Source organism: Micromonospora sp. NPDC007271, assembly GCF_040634005.1.
Lineage (GTDB): Bacteria > Actinomycetota > Actinomycetes > Mycobacteriales > Micromonosporaceae > Micromonospora.
On the sequence record NZ_JBEYER010000017.1, the window covers coordinates 20,318 to 37,433 of the forward strand.

The 17,116-nt window shown below is 73.4% G+C and carries 16 protein-coding genes; 11 read left to right on the plus strand and 5 right to left on the minus strand.

Annotated elements, in window-relative coordinates:
• Positions 1-32: 32 nt before the first annotated feature.
• Positions 33-968: a DUF2332 domain-containing protein gene (locus tag ABZ570_RS08820; protein WP_358059098.1), complete on the plus strand. Its 936-nt coding sequence runs from the start codon at positions 33-35 to the stop codon at positions 966-968.
• Here ABZ570_RS08820 and ABZ570_RS08825 read toward each other — a convergent pair.
• Positions 952-1,380: a DUF6010 family protein gene (locus ABZ570_RS08825; protein ID WP_358059101.1), complete on the minus strand. Its 429-nt coding sequence runs from the start codon at positions 1,378-1,380 to the stop codon at positions 952-954. The two genes, ABZ570_RS08820 and ABZ570_RS08825, sit on opposite strands and share 17 nt — an antisense overlap.
• A gap of 83 nt (positions 1,381-1,463) precedes the next feature.
• Between ABZ570_RS08825 and ABZ570_RS08830 the strand changes: the two genes are divergently transcribed.
• On the plus strand, positions 1,464-2,435 hold the full coding sequence (locus tag ABZ570_RS08830) for a helix-turn-helix domain-containing protein (RefSeq protein WP_358059104.1): 972 nt from the start codon (positions 1,464-1,466) through the stop codon (positions 2,433-2,435).
• A 57-nt stretch (positions 2,436-2,492) separates the two neighbouring features.
• On the opposite strand, the gene ABZ570_RS08835 is transcribed toward ABZ570_RS08830, so the two are convergent.
• Positions 2,493-2,936, minus strand: a complete 444-nt coding sequence (locus ABZ570_RS08835; RefSeq protein WP_358059107.1) for a hypothetical protein — start codon at positions 2,934-2,936, stop codon at positions 2,493-2,495.
• Positions 2,937-3,109: 173 nt separating this feature from the next.
• Between ABZ570_RS08835 and ABZ570_RS08840 the strand changes: the two genes are divergently transcribed.
• The 7 genes from ABZ570_RS08840 to ABZ570_RS08870 are packed head-to-tail and all read left to right on the plus strand — an operon-like array spanning position 3,110 to position 12,000.
• The gene (locus ABZ570_RS08840) at positions 3,110-4,726 is read left to right on the plus strand and encodes an aldehyde dehydrogenase (protein WP_358059110.1); all 1,617 of its coding nucleotides are present in this window, start codon (positions 3,110-3,112) and stop codon (positions 4,724-4,726) included.
• Positions 4,727-4,748: 22 nt separating this feature from the next.
• Positions 4,749-5,879: an acyl-CoA dehydrogenase family protein gene (locus ABZ570_RS08845; protein ID WP_358059113.1), complete on the plus strand. Its 1,131-nt coding sequence runs from the start codon at positions 4,749-4,751 to the stop codon at positions 5,877-5,879.
• A gap of 19 nt (positions 5,880-5,898) precedes the next feature.
• Positions 5,899-7,209, plus strand: coding sequence for an aminotransferase class III-fold pyridoxal phosphate-dependent enzyme (locus tag ABZ570_RS08850; protein WP_358059116.1), 1,311 nt, complete (start codon positions 5,899-5,901; stop codon positions 7,207-7,209).
• A complete protein-coding gene (locus ABZ570_RS08855) occupies positions 7,202-7,732 on the plus strand; it encodes an SRPBCC family protein (RefSeq protein ID WP_358059119.1) in 531 nt (176 codons plus the stop codon). Before ABZ570_RS08850 ends, ABZ570_RS08855 begins: the two co-directional genes overlap by 8 nt.
• A gap of 2 nt (positions 7,733-7,734) precedes the next feature.
• Positions 7,735-8,223, plus strand: a complete 489-nt coding sequence (locus tag ABZ570_RS08860; protein WP_358059122.1) for a hypothetical protein — start codon at positions 7,735-7,737, stop codon at positions 8,221-8,223.
• A 6-nt stretch (positions 8,224-8,229) separates the two neighbouring features.
• Positions 8,230-10,983: an FAD-dependent oxidoreductase gene (locus ABZ570_RS08865; RefSeq protein ID WP_358059125.1), complete on the plus strand. Its 2,754-nt coding sequence runs from the start codon at positions 8,230-8,232 to the stop codon at positions 10,981-10,983.
• Positions 10,984-10,986: 3 nt separating this feature from the next.
• Positions 10,987-12,000 carry a DUF2156 domain-containing protein gene (locus tag ABZ570_RS08870; protein ID WP_358059128.1) on the plus strand — a complete coding sequence of 338 codons (1,014 nt, stop codon included), beginning with the start codon at positions 10,987-10,989 and terminating at the stop codon, positions 11,998-12,000.
• A 49-nt stretch (positions 12,001-12,049) separates the two neighbouring features.
• On the opposite strand, the gene ABZ570_RS08875 is transcribed toward ABZ570_RS08870, so the two are convergent.
• The 3 genes from ABZ570_RS08875 to ABZ570_RS08885 form a co-directional block, all read right to left on the minus strand.
• Positions 12,050-12,904, minus strand: a complete 855-nt coding sequence (locus ABZ570_RS08875; RefSeq protein ID WP_358059131.1) for a DUF427 domain-containing protein — start codon at positions 12,902-12,904, stop codon at positions 12,050-12,052.
• Between the two features lie 48 nt (positions 12,905-12,952).
• Positions 12,953-14,152: a DUF6596 domain-containing protein gene (locus ABZ570_RS08880; protein WP_358059259.1), complete on the minus strand. Its 1,200-nt coding sequence runs from the start codon at positions 14,150-14,152 to the stop codon at positions 12,953-12,955.
• A gap of 65 nt (positions 14,153-14,217) precedes the next feature.
• Complete coding sequence (locus ABZ570_RS08885; RefSeq protein WP_358059134.1) at positions 14,218-14,559, minus strand: YciI family protein; 342 nt, start codon at positions 14,557-14,559, stop codon at positions 14,218-14,220.
• A 257-nt stretch (positions 14,560-14,816) separates the two neighbouring features.
• On the opposite strand from ABZ570_RS08885, the gene ABZ570_RS08890 reads away from it, so the two are divergent.
• Entirely contained in the window at positions 14,817-15,545 is a 729-nt protein-coding gene (locus ABZ570_RS08890; RefSeq protein WP_358059137.1) for a hypothetical protein, read from the plus strand.
• Between the two features lie 139 nt (positions 15,546-15,684).
• Positions 15,685-17,112 carry an alpha/beta hydrolase gene (locus tag ABZ570_RS08895; RefSeq protein WP_358059140.1) on the plus strand — a complete coding sequence of 476 codons (1,428 nt, stop codon included), beginning with the start codon at positions 15,685-15,687 and terminating at the stop codon, positions 17,110-17,112.
• Positions 17,113-17,116: the final 4 nt, after the last annotated feature.

Consider the following 17,116-nt stretch of genomic DNA (forward strand, 5'->3'; position numbering starts at 1 on the left):
CGCCGCCCGGCACCGGCTGCGATGCTTGAGCCATGACGACCGCGGCGAGCTATGTGAGGTTCGCCGACCGGGAAGCGCACGGTGTGTCACCGGCGTACGAGCGGCTGGCCCTGGCGGTGTCCCGCGACGACGAACTGCTCGCCCTGCTGGACGAGCTTCCACCCGCCAAGCGGCAGCCGAACCTGCTGTTCGCGGTGGTCCGCCTCCTCGGTGGCCCGGTCGAGGATCCCGCGGCTTTCCACGCCTACGCCCTGGCGAACTGGCTGGCGATCGCGGCGGAGCTGCGTACCCGGGCGACGCAGACGAACGAGCCGGGCCGGTGTGCCGTACTGCTGCCGGTGCTCGCCGCGTTGCCGCAGCCGCTCGCGCTGCTGGAGGTCGGCGCGTCCGCCGGTCTCTGCCTCTATCCCGACCGGTACGCGTACCGCTACGGCGACCACCTGCTCGGTGCGGGCGAGCCGGCCCTCGACTGCACGGTCGTCGGCACCGCACCCCCGGATCGCCGGCCGGAGGTGGTGTGGCGGGCCGGGCTGGACCTGAACCCGCTCGACGTGACCGACCCGGCCGACGTCGCGTGGCTGGACGCTCTCATCTGGCCGGAGCACACGCACCGCCGCGAACGGCTGCGAGCGGCGGCGAGCGTCGCCGCCGCCGATCCTCCGCTGCTCGTCCGGGGCGATCTGGTGGACGACCTGCCGGCGCTGGCCGCGCTGGCACCGCCCGGCGCGACCCTGGTGGTGTTCCACACGTCCGTGCTGTACCAGGTCCCCGCACCCCGACGGGACGCGTTCGTCGACCTGGTCCGCACGATGCCCGGGCACTGGGTCGCGAACGAGGACCCGGACGTGCTGCCGCACGCCGCACTGCCGCAGCAGCCGGACGGGGCGCTGCACAACGTGCTCGCGCTGGACGGTGCGCCACTCGCCTGGACCCGCGGACACGGCCAGGCCATCACCTGGTTCGGGTAGCGCCCCGGACGCGCGGCCCCGACGGAAGCAACCGTCGCACCTGATCCGCCACCGACCAGCCGCCGGTGAACGCCCAGAGGGCGATGACCGGGTCGCAGATGGCGCAGCCGTGCGAGGAGCCGGGCACGAACGGGATGATCGGAGCCCCCTTCAGGTGGTGCACGACGTCCCAGGCGGTGTGCAGCAGCCAGCCGATGCCGATCCACGTCCACGACGTCAGGCCCCGCCAGGCCACGTACGTCATCAGCGCGACGAAGGGGAACTCCCAGGCCCCGAGACCGCCGCCGCTGAGGTACGCCGCCCCGGCCCCGCCCACCATGATCGCGTTGACGGTGCGGCGGTGCGGTTCGCGGATGAACGCGTTGAGGCACACGTACAGAAAGCCGATGAGCACTGGCGCGAGGATCGTCATGGTGCCCGATTCTGGGGCTCGGCCGGGGCGCCGGGCAGGGGCCGGCTTGCCAACCACCGACGGATTCCCGCCAGGATGGACGCATGCATCAGGTGGTGGTCCTCGCCTACGACGGGGTCGTCCCGTTCGACCTGTCCGTGCCGGTCGAGGTGTTCGGCCGGGCGCACCGGGCGGACGGCAGCCCGGCCTACGGGGTGCGCGTCTGCGCCGACACGGAGGAGGTGCGGGCCGGCGCGGTCGACATCAGGGCGCCGTACGACCTGTCCGCGCTGGCCGGGGCCGACACGGTCGTCGTGCCGGGGGTGGCCGACCTCGACGTGGCGCTGCCCGCGGCGGTCCTTGACGCGCTCGCCGCCACCTCGGCCCGGCTCCTGTCGATCTGCACGGGCGCCTTCGTGTTGGCCGCCGCGGGGCGGCTCGACGGCCGGCGGGCCACCACCCACTGGGCCGCCGCGGCGGAACTGGCCCGCCGGCATCCCGCTGTCACCGTCGACCCCGACGTGCTGTTCGTCGCGGACGGACCGGTGCTCACCTCGGCCGGCGCGGCAGCCGGACTCGATCTGTGCCTGCACGTGGTGCGCGGCGACCACGGGGCCGCGGTCGCCGCGGACACCGCGCGGAGCTGCGTCATGCCGCTGGAGCGCGCCGGTGGTCAGGCGCAGTTCATCGCGTACGAGCCGCCCGTGCCGGGCGGGCACAGCCTGCAACCGCTGCTGGGGTGGCTGGCCGACAACCTGCACCGCCCGCTCACCCTGGCCGACATCGCCGGGCAGGCCGCGATGAGTACCCGCTCGCTCAGCCGGCACTTCCGGGAACAGACCGGCAGCACGCCGGTGCAGTGGCTCAACCGGCAGCGGATCCGTCGCGCCCAGCAGCTGCTGGAACGCACCGACGAGCCGGTGGAACGGGTCGGCTCGCTCGTCGGCTTCACCTCCCCGACGGCCTTCCGCGAGTCCTTCCGCCAGCTCGTCGGCGTCCCGCCCCGCGCCTACCGCGCCGCCTTCCCGCCCGCGCCTCGCGCCGGCCTCGCCTCGCCCCGGCCTCATCGATCATGAAGTCGGCGCATGGACCCGTGGGCATCCGGACCGGAGGTACGGTGCGGCGGCGCGATGCTATTCCCCGGTTGGTGAGAGCTTTCCGGCGGACAGCAGGACTCCCACGCTGACAACGACCGCCAGCGCCAACAGGGCGTTCTCGGCTGCTGCCTCGCCGGTGGGCAGGTCGCCCGCGTGGCGCAGGTGGAAGATCAGGTGGGGGACGTTGGCGACGGCCGCGCCGGCGGCGGCCGCCCGACCCAGCTCGCGGCCGGGACGTACGGCCGCCCAGACGAGCACGGCGCCGAGGCCGACGTACGCGTACCCGAGGTCCGCGATGACGTGCTCGTGATACGGGCCGGTGGCCGCGATCCATCCGCGGCCGAACGGGAACCAGTCGAAGAACCACGCCGACGCCGCCGAGGCGGGCAGGCCGAGCAGGAGCATCTCGGCGGCGAGGGACGCCAGCCCGAGGCGCAGCCACCGGCGGACCCGGCCCGCGGACTCCGCACCCGTGCTCATGTTCGTCGTTCCCCCGGCACGGCAGCACCCGGAGCCGGGCCGGTTCCTGTCGGGATGTTGCCCCTGCGGGCCGCATTCATTGACACGTCTCTCGCCGCCGGTCTATGGTCCGTCCATTCCTCACTTGCTGAATTAGCCCACGGGGGGCTCAGCCTGTCAAGGAGGGCTGACGCTTGCGTTCGTATGGCTCTTACATCGCCGGTGACGACGTACCGGCAGAGAAGTGGATCTACTGCCTACGGGCGTCCGCGTTGTTGGACGACGTCCTGCCCCAGCTCACCCTCAAGCGGGACCTGGAGCGGGGCCGGCGCGACGACGGCGCGGACCACCCGACCGTCGTCGCCCGCTGCGCGCTCGCCGACGAGCAGGTCGCCCGGCGCGCGCTGGCGGCGGCGGCGAAGGCGGCCCCGGTGTGGGGAGCCTTCCCCCTCGACGTCCGGATCCAGGTCGTCCACCGGCTGCACGAGGAGCTGAAGCGGCGCCACGACGAGGTCGTCTCCGTCCTCGTCGACGAAGGGCATCCCCGCTCGCTCGCCGAGTGGGAACTCGCCGGCTGCCTGCAGGGCACCAGCCCGGAGACGGTCAATCTGTGCCTGGAGCAGATGCACCGCGAGTACCACGACGAGAACCGGCGACTGCTCGTGGTGCGCAAGCCGGACGGGGTGGTGGCGCTGAGCCCACCGCAGAACGCGGCGGCGGTCAACTCGCTGCTCGGTGCCCCGGCCATCGCGGCCGGGAACGCCCTGGTGGTCAAGGCCCCGCGCAGCACTCCGTACGGTGTCATGTTCGTCCTCCGGGAGATCGTGGCGCCGATCCTCGACGAACTGGGCGCGCCGCCCGGCACCCTCAACGTCGTCTGCGGGCCGCCGAAGAGGATCCTGGCCGAGTGGCTGGACAGCCCGCTGGTTGACGACATCTTCTACTTCGGCAGCAGTGAGCTCGGCATTCCACTCGGCGAGGAGGCGGTCCGGCGCGGCAAGAAGCCCGTCCTCGAACTGGCCGGCAACGACGGCTGCGTGGTGTGGCGTGACGCCGACCTCGATCGCGCCGCCGAGGCGCTCACCGAGAGCTTTTTCGGCTCGGGTCAGATCTGCATGGTCCCCAACTACGTGGTGGCTCATCCGGACATCGCCGACCGGTTGCTGGACCGGCTGATCAGCCTGGTCGGCAAGATCCGGCCCGGATACCCCGAGGACCCCGACGTCGTCCTGTCCCCGGTCCTGAAGACCGACCTGTTCTTCCAGTATCTCGCCCAGGCGAGGCAGGCCGGTGCCCAGGTGCTGACCGGTGGCCACCGGATGGAGATCGATGGCCGCGTCTCGGAGACCGGCCTGTTCCTCGAGCCGACGGTGCTGCGGGTGGACGGGCTCGCCGGCGCGCGGGAGGTGTGGGCGGTGGCCCGGGAGACGTTCTTCCCGCTGCTGCCAGTGGTGGTCGCCGCGCCGGACCGCGAGGACCGCCTGCTCGACGACGTGATCACGTTCGTCAACGACAACGACTACAGCCTGCGCAACTCGGTCTGGGCCGCGGGCGAGGACACGATCGCGCAGTTCGTCGCCCGGGTGCACAACGGCGGGCTACTGAAGATCAACGATTCGCACATCGGCTTCGTGCCGTACCTGTCCACCCATGGTGGCGACGGGCTGACCGGTGGCCCGTTCGGCGAGAGCAACTACCCCATGTTGCGCACGTCGCACCTGCAGGGCATCAGCATCGGCCGGAACATCCAGCCCCGGCAGGCGGCGTTCGCGTCGGCCCTGCGCACCGGGCGGAGCGAGACACCGGCATGAGTACGCGAACGGAGTTGCCCGCATGAGCTTCCTCGACCTGGAGCGGGAAACCTGCGAAGCCCTTCTTCCGGGCCTGCTCAAACGACTCGGTGAGGTCCCGCTGATGGAGCTGGAACGGTCCGGCGGCCCCGGGATCGGGCTGTTCCGCGGGGCGGGCGGCGCCGGACTGCTGGTGCCGAAGTCGCACCAGGGGCTCGGCGCGACCGCCGTACAAGCCGTCCGGATCACCCGGGCGCTGGCCGCCTGTTCGCCATCGGTGGCCGTGGGCACCACCATGCACCAGTTTTCCGTGGCGAGCCTCGTCGCACTGGCCCGGTCCAGCACCGGGTTCGAGTGGATGCTGCTGGAGGCGGCCGCCGTCGACGGCCGGCTGGTCGCGTCGGGCTTCGCCGAAGGCAGCCCCGGTCGCGGCATCCTCACCCCCACGATGACGGCGCGCCGGGACGGCGAGAGCTGGCGGGTCAGCGGGGCGAAGCGACCGTGCAGCCTGTCCCGCTCGATGGACCTGCTCACGGCGAGCGTCGCCGTGCCGACGGACGACGGTTCCACCCGGCTGGGCGTGGCGCTCATCCCCGCGGAGTCCCCCGGGATCCGGGTCGAGCCGTTCTGGTCCTCGTGGGTCCTGGCCGGCGCCGAGTCCGACGCGGTGATCCTCGACGACGTCGAGGTCCATCCGGACCTGCTCGTCTACCCGGAGATCGGGCTCGACGGTCAGCTCGACGACCTGCAGACGATCGGGTTCATCTGGTTCGAGCTGCTCGTCACGGCCTGCTATCTCGGGGTGGCCGCCGCCCTCGTGGAGCGGGTCCTCAAGAGCGGGCGCGGCCCCGCGACGGAGCGCGCGGCGCTCGCGACCGCGATCGAGGGCGCCGCGCTGATGCTCGACGGCACCGCCCGCAACCTCGATGACGGGGACGGCGGCAACGACGCCCTGGGCCGGGCGCTGGTGGTGCGGTTCGCGGCCGCCGACGCCATCGCCGGCGCGGTACGCGGCGCGGTCGAGCTGCTCGGCGGCATGGCCTTCGTCACCTCGCCCGAGGTGGCCTACCTCGCCGCCGCCTCGCACGCCATCGCCTTCCACCCGCCGTCGCGCGCCAGCGTGGCCGCCGAAATGGCCGACTGGTTCGGCGGCCGGCCGCTCGTCCTCAGTTGAGACCGGAGGAACCATGCCCGTGACCACCACCAGCGAGGAAACGCCTCCCGGCGTGCTGCCCGCCCCGACCACGGGCGGCACCGTCCGCGACCGCTACCGCCGGCACCTGTCGCGCGGACGGGCCAAGCTGGGTGACCTGTTCGGCGGCCACGTCGAGGTCGCCTCGCAGGGCGCCTGGGTGTCCACCGAGGACGGCGGGCGATTCCTGAACGCCGGCGGCTACGGCGTCTTCATTCACGGCGCCCGGCATCCGGCCGTCGTGTCGGCGGTGGTCCGGCAGGTGCGCACCCACCCGGTCGCGACCCGGCTGCTGCTGGAGCCCGAGGTGGCGTACGCCGCCGAGGCGCTGCTCGCGGTCGCGCCGCCCGGACTGGAGCGGGTCCACTTCGCCGGATCCGGGGCCGAGGCGACCGAGGCCGCGATCAAGATGGCGCGCACCTGCGGCAAGACCCGGCTCGTCTCCATGATCGGCGGATATCACGGCAAGACGATGGGCGCCCTGTCCATCACCGCCCGCGACCTCTATCAGCGCCCGTTCCGTCCGCTGTTGCCCGACGTCGTGCAGGTGCCGTACGGCGACGCCGAGGCCCTGGCGGCGACGCTGGCGGGCGGACCGGAGGCCTGCGTCGTCGTCGAGCCGGTGCAGGGCGAGGCCGGGGTGGTCATCCCACCGGTCGGGTACCTCTCCGACGTCGCCCAGCTGTGCCGGGAGCACGGCGCGTTCCTCGTCCTCGACGAGGTCCTCACCGGCGTCGGCCGGCTCGGGCAGTGGTGGGGCGCCGACCGCGAGGGCGTCACGCCGGACGTCATGCTCGTCGGCAAGGGCCTCTCCGGCGGCATCGTGCCGGTCTCCGCCGCCGTGGCCACCGCCGCGGCGTTCCAGGCCTTCGACAAGGACCCGTTCCTGCACACGTCGACGTTCTCCGGCGCGCCGATCGCGATGGCGGCCACCCGGGCGGCGATCGCCGCGGTGATCGACGAGGGGCTCGTGGCCAGGGCCGCCACCATCGGTGCGGACCTGCTCGATCGGCTGCGCGCGGTGGTGGCGCCGTACCCGCACCTGGTTCGCGAGGTGCGCGGGCTCGGGCTGCTGCTCGGGATGGAGTTCACCGGCCCGGGCCTCGTCGGTGAGATGATCATCGAACTGGTCAACCAACGCGTGATCGTCAACCACTCGTTGAACGCCGACACCGTGCTGCGGCTCACGCCACCAGCCGTGATCACACCCGACGAGGTCGATCACCTGGTGTCCGCGGTCGACGCGGCGCTACGGGCGCTCGACCGCCGGTACCCGGCCGGCCGGCAGGCGGAGGTGAGCGGCCATGCGTGACGTCGAGATCCGGGCGTTCCTCCCGGCCGCGGACGCCGGGACGGTGTTCGACCGGCTCATCGAGTTCGAGCGGTACCCCGAACTGGTCGACGTCGTCCGGTCGGTCGTGATCCTCTCGCCGCCGGGCGCCCAGCCGATGGTCAGCTGCTGGGAGGTGTACTTCCGCAACGGCATCCTCGCCTGGACCGAGGCCGACCGGCTCCGCCGCGACGACCTCACGATCGAGTTCGAACAGACCGACGGCGACTTCGACGAGTTCTCCGGGTCCTGGGTGTTGGAGCCGCGCGACGGCGGCGTCGCGCTCACCTTCGCCGCCGCCTTCGACTTCGGCGTACCGACCCTGGCCAGCATCATCGACCCGGTCGCGGAGCGGGTTCTCGCCGAAACCATCCAGCTGGTGCTGCGCGGGCTCTTCGGGCCGGTGGAGTTCCCGGGCGGCTCGGTGCTCCCGGGCGCCTCGGCGGTCCGCGAGGGCGACTCGGCCGCGACGGCCGCCGCCGGCACGATTGCCGGACGGAGCTGATCGTGGACCAGAAGAACACCTTCGACACCCCCGCCACGGCGGCCCTGCACCGGGCCGAGTGCGCGGCGGCGCTCCTGATCGCCAGCGGCCTGTTCGTCGCCCACTGGTCCGAGATCCGCTGGCTGCCGGCGATCGCCCTGTTCGCGTACATCGACCTGATCGGGTACCTCCCGGGGGCGATCGCGTACCACCGCAGCCGCGACGGCCGGATCTCCCGCGTGTACTACGTGCTGTACAACTCGACCCACAGTCTGCTGAGCGCCGGGCTCGTGGTCGCGCTGTGGGCCTGGCTGCTCGGGCCGGAGTGGGCGCTGCTCGCCGTGCCGATCCACCTGTTCGGCGACCGGGCGATCTTCGGCAACCAGCTCAAGCCGTTCGGGGTCCCCTTCGAGCCCAAGCGCCTACCCGGCTTCGACCGGTTGCTGAGCGAGGTGCGGGCGGGCCGTCCGGCGTCGCCGGACTCCGGTCGGCAACCGGCGAAGGTGGGGTGAGGCCCGATGAGCGATGCTCCCGGGTACGCCGTGAGCGGGTGGCAACGCGACCGCCCTCCGGCCGCCGTGGCACCCCCGCTCGGCCGTGACGTCGAGACGAGCGTCGTGGTGGTCGGCGCGGGACTGGCCGGGCTCGCCACCGCGTACCAGCTGTCCCGGATGATGCCGGCGGACGAGCTGCTGGTCCTGGAAGCCAGCCACGCCGGCGCTGGCGCGAGCGGGCGCAGCACCGGCATCGCCGGCCCGGGAGTCGGCGGCCCGATCACCGGGCTGGTCCGTAGATTCGGGCCGGAGGTGGCCGGCCGGATGTTCGGGGCCTCGCTGGACGGGATCGGGGCGCTGCGCCGGCTGGCCGGCGCCCTGCCCGGCGGGTGTGAGCTGACCGACGGGTACCAGCTGGTCACCGCCGCCGCGCCGGCGCACGCGGCCCGGCTGCGCCGGCAGGCCGAGATCCTGTGCGGCCTCGGCTTCGACGTGGGCTACCTGGACCGGGCGCAAACCGCGGCGCGGCTGGGCACCGACCGGTACCACGGCGCGCTGTGCTATCCGGACGTCGCGCTGGTCAACCCGTGGTTGCTGTGCCAGGCGCTGCGGGCGGTGCTGGTCGCCGCCGGCGTCCGGGTCGCCGAGCACACGGCCGTCACCAGCCTGGCCGGCGGGGACCCGGTGACCCTCACCGCCGGCGGCCGCCGGGTCCGGGCCCGCCACGCCGTACTGGCCACGGATGGCTTCACGCCGGCGCTCGGGCTCTTCCGGCGCAGCGTCGCGGTGGTCCGCACGCACGTCCTCCGTACCGACCCGCTGCCGCCGGAGCTGCTGGCGCGGACCGGTTGGGACGGGGCCGGCGCGGTCATCGACAGCCGATCGTTCTTCAACTACTTCCGCCTCACCGCCCAGGGCCACCTTCTCTTCGGCGGCGGACCGGCGATGCTCGAGGCCCGGGCCGGCGAGCGGGGCGTCGCCGGGGTCCGGTCCCGGCTCGGCCGCGAGCTCGCCGGCGTCTTCCCTGCCCTGGCCACCGTCCCGGTGACCGACTTCTGGTCGGGCGTCACCGCCTCCACCTTCGACCGGCTGCCCATCGTCGGTCCGGTCCCGGGCGAGCCCGGCGTGTGGTTCGCGGGAGCCTGGTGCGGTCACGGTCTGGCACTGTCCGCGCTCACGGCCGAGCTGCTGGCGCCGCGGCTGGCCGGAGCCGCCGACTGGCCGGAGCCGGCCCGGATCCTGCCGTGGCTGCGGCACGATGCGGCGCCCATGCCCTCCGGTCGGGTCGGCAGCCTGCTGCTCGCCGGCTACCTGCGCGGGCTGGACACAGCCGACCGGCTCGCCGCCGCCCGCCCGCCGGTCGCGGCCCGCCCGGCTTCGGCGGGGGGCCGTTCCACGGGCGCGGCCGGCGGGGCGGTCACCGCGCGGGCGGGTTCGGCGCCGGTCAGCCCGTCGGGTCCGCACCACCGCGTCGACGTCGCCATCGTCGGCGCCCGGGTGGCCGGATCGGCGCTCGCCGCCCGGCTCGCCGCGGCCGGCCTCTCCGTGGCCGTGTTCGACCGGGAGTCCCTGCCGGCTCCGACCCTCTCGACGCACATCCTGCACGACACCGAGGACCTGCGCATCGAAGGCGTGTACGACGACCTGGTGGCGCTCGGCGTACCCCCACTGACCGACGTGTGGGTCCGACTGGACGACATCGAACTGCGGCTGCACCACCCGGAGAACCCGGGCATGTGCGCGCGGCGGGACCTCCTCGACCGGGTCCTGCTGGACCGGGCCGTGGCTGCCGGGGCGAAGGCGTTCACCGGTACGCCGGTGGTCGGGCTCCGGCGCGCCGACGACGGCACGGTGTGCGGCGTTCGGGCGCAGAACCCGGACGGGTCGGTGAGCGAGGTGTCCGCCCGACTGGTGGTCGGCGCCGACGGCCGCAACTCGTCGGTCGCCCGCTGGGTCGGCGCCCAGCAGTACCTGACCACGCGCAGCGAACGCGCCCTGTTGTGGCGCTACTTCCGGGGCAAGCACCTGTCCCCGGCCCTGCACTGGCACCGGGTCGGCGAGCACATCGTCTCCGTGCTGCCCACCGGCCCCGACGAGTTCGTGCTGATCGCCCAGCCGCCCGATCGGGTGCAGGCCGGGCTCGCCAACGCCGACGTGGAGTCGTTCCTGCGCCACGTGGAGGCGGTGAGCCCGGCGGTGGCCGAGCTGGCCCGCGACGCCGAACCGGTCGGCCCGGTGCACCGGATGGTCCGCTACCCGTGCTATTTCCGGCACCCGTACGGGCCGGGCTGGGCGCTCGTCGGGGACGCCGGGCACGGTAAGGACGCCACGCTGGGCCACGGCATCAACGACGCGCTGCGCAACACGCGGGCCCTGGCCGCCGTGCTGGCGGCGCACTGGTCGGATCCGTCCGCCCTGGAGCGCGGCATGCGCCGCTGGGCCCGGCACCGGGACCGGACCGAGCTGGCGAACTACTGGTACGCCCAGGACCTCGGCCGGGCAGCGCGGATCACCGCCATGGAGCGGGCCATCCTCGCCGGCCTGCAGCGCAGTCCCCGGGCGGTGCGCCGGCTGGACGACGTGATGGGCGACCGACTGTCGGCCGACCGGCTGCTCACCCTCGGCCGGCTGCTGGCGGCGTCCGCCCGGCGGGTACGGGCCGGCGCGGCACCGCGCGTCGTCGCCGGTGAGGCGTTCCAGCTCGTCGGGCAGGCGTGGCGGCGGCACCGGGCGGCAGTCCGGCGCGACGCCAGCGCCCCGCCGCCCGTTCAGCTCTGACCGATGCGGAGGGACCTCGTGGAGCCAGCGGCCGTTCTGGACATCCTTCGTCGACACGCCCACCATTCCAGCGCCGCGCTGGCGCTCAACCGGGACAACCGGCACTTCTCGGTTCCGGGCATCGACGGGCTCATCGTGTACCGCACCGCCGGTCGCCGGCACGCGGTCCAGCTGGGCAGCGTCTACGCCAGCCCGGACGATCAGAAGCGGCTGCTCGACGCGTTCCACACCTGGGCCGGGAAGGAGGGCCGGCGCCTGTGCGCCGTTCAGCTCACCCGGGCCGATCTCGAGCTGTACGGGGCGTTCGGCTACCGGCTGAGCCAGCTGGGCGCCTCGTTCTCCATCGCACTGGACGCCTTCCGGCTCTCCGGCCGGAAGTTCGAGAAGGTCCGCAACAAGCTCGCCCGGTCCCGGCGGGCGGGGATATCGGTCGTGGAGGCCGGCGCTGACGTGCCGTACGACGAGCGGCTCGCCGCCCGCCTGGACGCGCTCGACGCCCGGTGGCTGGCCGGCAAGGGACGGCACGTCAAGAAGATCGAGTTCATGGTCGGCGAGCGGGACCTTCCCGGCGGCGGGCCGCGCCGGCTCTTCGTCGCGCTGTCCGAAGGGGAGCCCGTGGCGTACGTGTCGTACTCGCCGGCGTTCGGGCGGGAAGCGGGCTGGTTGTACGACATCACCCGCCGCGAGCCGACCGCGCCGCCGGGCGCGGTCGACCTGATCTTCGTCGAGGCGCTCCAGCGCTTCCAGCAGGAGGGGGCGGTGTGGTTGCACATGGGGCTGACGCCGTTCTGCGAGCTGTCGGCCGGCCACCGCCCGCCGGCCGGCTCGCATCCCGGTGCGGAGCGGCTCGTGCGATACGTCGCAGAACACGGCGACTGGATCTATCCCGCGCGCAGCCAGTCGGAGTACAAGCGCAAATGGCAGCCCAGCCGGGTCGAGCCGGAGTACGTCGGGTTCTACCCCGCGGTCTCCATGGGTACGGTGTGGCGGCTGCTGCGGTTGACCCGCGCGCTGTGACACGCCGAGCCTCCCGCTCGGACCGCCCGAACATGGTGCGAAGGGTCCGCTACGAGCCCGACGCGGACCAGGGTGTGCGCGGCCGCTCGCGGCGTTGCCCGTCCAGCACCACGTCGACGTGCTCGTCGAAGAAGGCGATCATGCCGGCGATGTCCGCCGCCTCGGCGAGCGGCCGCGGGTAGCTCCACGCCACGTCCGCTGTGCCGCCCTCGACGGCCAGGGACCAGTACGTCGCCTCGCCCTTGTACGCGCAGGTGGTTCGCGTCGCGCTCGGTCGTAGCAGGCCCTCGGTGACGTCCTCGGGCGGCAGGTAGAACCGGACCGGCAGGTGGGTCTCGAACAGCAGCCGCGGCCGGGTGCTCTCCGCGAGGACCCGGCCGCCGGACTCGACGCGCACCCGCCGCGAGCTACGCAGGACGTCGACCCGGTGGAACGGGTCACGCGGATGGGCCACGATCTGGGTGTCCTCCTCGAACCACGCGTCGAACGCCCCGAAGTCCAGGCCGATGTAGCCGGACAGGTCGGGGTCTGTGAACCGGAACGCCGCCCGGTGCCGGTCCCCGCCCGCGAACCGGATGGACAGCTCCTCGCCGCCGACGGTGTGCCGGGTGAACGAGCCCGGACGGACGATGGACACCGCGCCGGCCGCCAGCCCTTCCGGCGCCAGCGTCACGAGCTGCGAGTCGGCGTCCGCGGGCACGGGTACGGGCCGCAGCTCCGCGCGCACGTCCTCCGCCGGCACGGCGTAGTAGGGAACGACGTGCCGCGACTCCCAGACGAGCATCGCCCGCTGTGACTCCACGACGATCTCGCCGTCCAGCGTCGCCCGGACCCGCCTGGCGGTTGGTTCCACCCGTAGCTCGGCAAAGCTGCCGACCAGCAGGTCCCGTAGACGCAAGGCCATATGGCGACCATTCCAAGCAGCGGGAGGCGTGTCAATCATCGGATCCGTTCAATGTTCTGACCGGGCTGGCCGGGTGGTCTCCGCGAGGCGGGCGGTGAGGAAGGCCCGTTCGGCGTCGTTGGCGACGAGGGCCAGGGCGATCCGGTACGCGTCCGCGGCCTCCTCGGGGCGGTCGAGGCGGCGGAGCAGGTCGGCGCGGATCGCCGGGAGGTAGTGGTAGCCGGCCAGGCGGGGATCCGCCGCCAGCGCGTCGACCTCGGCGAGGGCGGCGGCCGGGCCGTCCACCATCGACACCGCCACGGCCCGATTCAGCCCGACCACCGGGGACGGCCAGCGGTTGAGCAGTTCGTCGTAGAGGCGGATGAGCTGCGGCCAGTCGGTCGCGGCGTAGCTGGGCGCGACGGCGTGCAGCGAGGCGATGGCGGCCTGGAGGGCGTACCGGCCGACCCGGCCGGTGCGGAACGCGCCCAGCACCAGCGCGTTGCCCTCGGCGATGGCCGTCCGGTCCCAGGCCGATCGGTCCTGCTGCTCCAGCGTGAGCAACCGGCCCGCGGCGTCGGTGCGGGTGGCCCGACGGGCGTCGGTGAGCAGCAGCAGCGCGAGCAGCCCGCGTACCTCCGGCTCGTCGGGCATCAGCGCCAGCAGCATGCGGGTCAGGTGCACCGCCCGGTCGACCAGATCGGCGCGGATCAGGTCGCCGCCGGTCGGCGCGGTGTGCCCGGTGGTGAAGAGCAGGTGGACGACGGTCAGCACGGCGTCCAGCCGCTCGGGCAGCTCGGCGGCCTCCGGCACCCGGTACGGGATCCGGGCGGCGGCGATCTTCTTCTTGGCCCGGGTGACCCGGGCGGCCATGGTCGGCTCGGAGACCAGGAACGCCCGGGCGATGTCTCCGGTGCTCACCCCGCACACCAGGCGCAGGGTCAGCGCCACCTGGGCCTCCCGGGCCAGCGCCGGGTGGCAACAGGTGAAGACCAGCCGCAACCGGTCGTCGGGCACCACGTCCACGCCGGACTCCTCCGGGAACTCGGCCTCCGCCGGCTCCACCAGCAGCGGCATCTTGGACCGGAACACCTTCTCCCGCCGCAGCACGTCGATGGCCTTGCGCTTCGCGGTGGCGGTCAGCCAGGCGCCCGGCTTTTCGGGTACGCCGTCCCGCGCCCAGGCGGCCAGCGCGGCGACGTACGCGTCCTGCACGCACTCCTCGGCGACGTCCAGGTCACCGGCGACGCGCGCCGTCGCGGCGAGCACGAAGGCCCACTCGCGGCGGTGCGCGTCCGCCACAGCGCGTTCGGCCGCGGCCGTGCCGGCGTCGCTCACTCCGCCGGCGGCACGAACAGCGGCCGGACCTCGACGCCGCCGTCGATGGTGGCCGGGTTCAGCTTGGCGATCTTCAGGGCGACGTCCAGGTCGGGCGCCTCCAGGATGAAGAACCCGGCGACGACCTCCTTGGCCTCGATGAACGGGCCGTCGGTGACCAGGTCGCCGCGGACCGCCGTCGCCGTGGTGCTCGGCTGCAGCGCGAAGCCCGTGACGATCTTGCCGCCCAGCTCCTCGACCTGGGCCGGGTACCGGTCCAGCAGCGCCAGGTAGTCGGGCGTGATCTCCATCGGGTCGGCCGGCGCGGGCGAGTAGATCAGGACTGCGTACTGGGCCATCGGAAGCTCCTCAGATTGTCGTTTCCTCTTGTCTCATCGACGGGCAGGTCCCGCTCGATTCGACAACGGTCCGGGGAAATTTTCTGCCCCGAGGGCCGTCCAGCGAGGGCCGCGGCGACGGTTGATGATCACGTACGATCCGGTGCGCGTCCGACGACCGGGTGAAGGCGGCTATGACGACCAACGAAGGGCGCCGCGAGCGCAGGACCTCCACCGTAACGCCACGGCGGCCGACCGTCGTCGTCGCTCTGACGGCCATGGCTGCCCTCGCGCTGACCGGCGGATGCTCGCGCAGCGAACGGACCACCGAGCGCCCGCTGCCCCAACCTCCGGCTGTCACGTCACTGCCGGACGAGGCTGTCGAGCTGCCCTGGGCATCGGCGATGGTCGCCCGCGACGGCACCCACATCACCGTGTACGGCGGCTCGGGCGACACCCCGTGCAAGGAACTCCGGCAACCGCAGGCGACGGTCACCGCGCAGGACGAGACTCAGGTGGTCGTCACGGTCAAGGCCCGCATCGTGGACGCCACCGACTGCGGCGCCACCGGTTTCGCCCTTCCCCTCGTCGCCTCGCTGCGGAAGCCGCTGGGTGATCGGGTGCTCCGCGACGCCGCCACCACGCAGGCGCCGCCGACCTACTTCGAGCGTGACCTGCCGGACCTGTCGTCGGACAAGCGGTGGAGCCGGCATCCCTCGCACTGGATGTCGACGGACCCGAGCTGGCACCAGGGCTACAACGGACCCCACGGGTCGATGTTGTTGTTGAGCGCGCAACCCACTGCTGACGTGAGCCTCCCCGACCCGGTCACGACCGTCCCGATCGGCTCGCGCCGAGGCACGGTCACCGGTGACGCAGGGAGGTCTTGGACGGTCTGGTGGAAGGTCGGTGCGGTGACCTACTCGCTGCGAGTGACGCCCCCCGAGGGCGGCAGGTTCACGCTGACGCAGTTCAAGCAGGAGCTCGCGGGACTGAGCTGGCGCTAGTGCGGCGGGATGGCGTCGGGTCACCGGCGGACAGGCACCGCTCGTGATCGCGGGGCCACGCGGAGCACCAAGGCTGACTAGTGTGGACGGTCCGGTGACGATGGGAGATCGAATGCTGCTCCGCCAGAGGGTTCGCACGGTGCTCCCGCTCCTGCTCCCGGCGGCCTGGGGACTGTCCGCCGGCTGGTGGACCCCACGCGGCCCGGGCACGGTCGGCACCGCGCTCGCCTCGATCGGGATCAGCCTCGCCGTCGGGCTGGCGGCCGGCTGGCTGAGCCGGTCCCGGTGGGCGATGCTCGCCGCGCCCGTCCTCTTCGCGGTCGCCGTGGAGCTGGCCCGGATCGGCCTGCGTGGGCCGGCCGTCGACCGGCCACATCTGAGCGGCTTCGGCGTGGTGGCCCTGGTGGCCGGGCGCGGGGTGCACGGGCTGCTCACGCTGCTGCCGCTGCTGGTCGGCGCGGCGTACGGGGCCGGGATCGCCCGCCGGGCCGGCAGCGGCGCGCCGCGCGGGCCGGTCCTGCGGTGGCTCGGGCGGGGCGCCGTCGGCCTGCTCGCCGCCGTCCTCGCCCTGGTCACCGCCGGTGCGGCGGTGCCGGCCCGGACCGCGCCGATCCCGGGCGGGATCGCCGCGTTCGACTCGGTCACCTCCGCCGGCCGCCGCCTCGGGCTGCTGATCCGGGGTACGGACCCGTCCGCTCCGGTGCTGCTGGTGGTGCCCGGCCCGCCCGGCGGTTCGGAGATCGCCCCGGTACGTCGGCACATGGCCGCCCTGGAACAGCGCTTCGTGGTGGTCACCTGGGACCGGGCCGCCGGCCCCCGGTCCTGGTCGGCGTTCCGGTCCCCGGCCGCGTGGACGCTGGAGGACGAGGTGACCGACCTGCTCGCGGTGACCCGGCACCTGCGCGAGCGGTTCGGCCGGGACCGGATCCACCTGCTCGCGCACTCCGGCGGCACCATCCCCGGCCTGCTCGCCGCGCAGCGCCACCCCGAGCTGTTCGCCGCGTACGTGGGGGTCGGGCAGGTGGTGAGCCTGCGCGAGGCCGACCGTAGCCAGTACGCCGACACCCTGGCCTGGGCCCGCCGTACCGGGCGGACCGAGCTCGCCGATCGGATGGCCGCTCAGGGCCCACCGCCGTACCCGGACATCTGGGCGTACGAGCCGCTGCTGACCAACGAGGCCGGCGCCTTCGCGTTCGACCGCACGGGCGCTGCCGAGGGCGAGACCGGCATGGTCGGCAACCTCGGGGTGCCGGAGCAGAGCCCCCTGGAGACCGCCCACGTCTTCGGTTTCCTCGACGGCTGGGACGTGCTCTATCCCCGGTTGCAGGAGCTGGATTTCCGCCGCGACGTGCGGCAGCTCCAGGTGCCGGCGTACTTCGTGGACGGTGCGCACGAGGTGCCGGGCCGGCTGCGCCTGTTCGACGAGTGGTACGCGCAGCTCCAGGCCCCGCGCAAGGACCACCTGGTCATCCCGGGCGCCGGGCACCGGTCGCTGTTCGAGCGGCCGGAACCGTTCGTCGCGTACCTGACTGGGCTAGGGGCGGGGGCGGATCCGACCGGCGACTAGGGTT

What these genes read in the sequence shown, in the direction of transcription:
- ABZ570_RS08845 (WP_358059113.1), top strand. Translation starts at nt 4,749, where the DNA reads ATGAGCTTCCTCGACCTGGAGCGGGAAACCTGCGAAGCCCTTCTTCCG.
- ABZ570_RS08870 (WP_358059128.1), top strand. Translation starts at nt 10,987, where the DNA reads ATGCGGAGGGACCTCGTGGAGCCAGCGGCCGTTCTGGACATCCTTCGT.
- ABZ570_RS08890 (WP_358059137.1), top strand. Translation starts at nt 14,817, where the DNA reads ATGGCTGCCCTCGCGCTGACCGGCGGATGCTCGCGCAGCGAACGGACC.
- ABZ570_RS08855 (WP_358059119.1), top strand. Translation starts at nt 7,202, where the DNA reads ATGCGTGACGTCGAGATCCGGGCGTTCCTCCCGGCCGCGGACGCCGGG.
- ABZ570_RS08865 (WP_358059125.1), top strand. Translation starts at nt 8,230, where the DNA reads ATGAGCGATGCTCCCGGGTACGCCGTGAGCGGGTGGCAACGCGACCGC.
- ABZ570_RS08820 (WP_358059098.1), top strand. Translation starts at nt 33, where the DNA reads ATGACGACCGCGGCGAGCTATGTGAGGTTCGCCGACCGGGAAGCGCAC.
- ABZ570_RS08825 (WP_358059101.1), bottom strand. Translation starts at nt 1,380, where the DNA reads ATGACGATCCTCGCGCCAGTGCTCATCGGCTTTCTGTACGTGTGCCTC.
- ABZ570_RS08830 (WP_358059104.1), top strand. Translation starts at nt 1,464, where the DNA reads ATGCATCAGGTGGTGGTCCTCGCCTACGACGGGGTCGTCCCGTTCGAC.
- ABZ570_RS08885 (WP_358059134.1), bottom strand. Translation starts at nt 14,559, where the DNA reads ATGGCCCAGTACGCAGTCCTGATCTACTCGCCCGCGCCGGCCGACCCG.
- ABZ570_RS08835 (WP_358059107.1), bottom strand. Translation starts at nt 2,936, where the DNA reads ATGAGCACGGGTGCGGAGTCCGCGGGCCGGGTCCGCCGGTGGCTGCGC.
- ABZ570_RS08875 (WP_358059131.1), bottom strand. Translation starts at nt 12,904, where the DNA reads ATGGCCTTGCGTCTACGGGACCTGCTGGTCGGCAGCTTTGCCGAGCTA.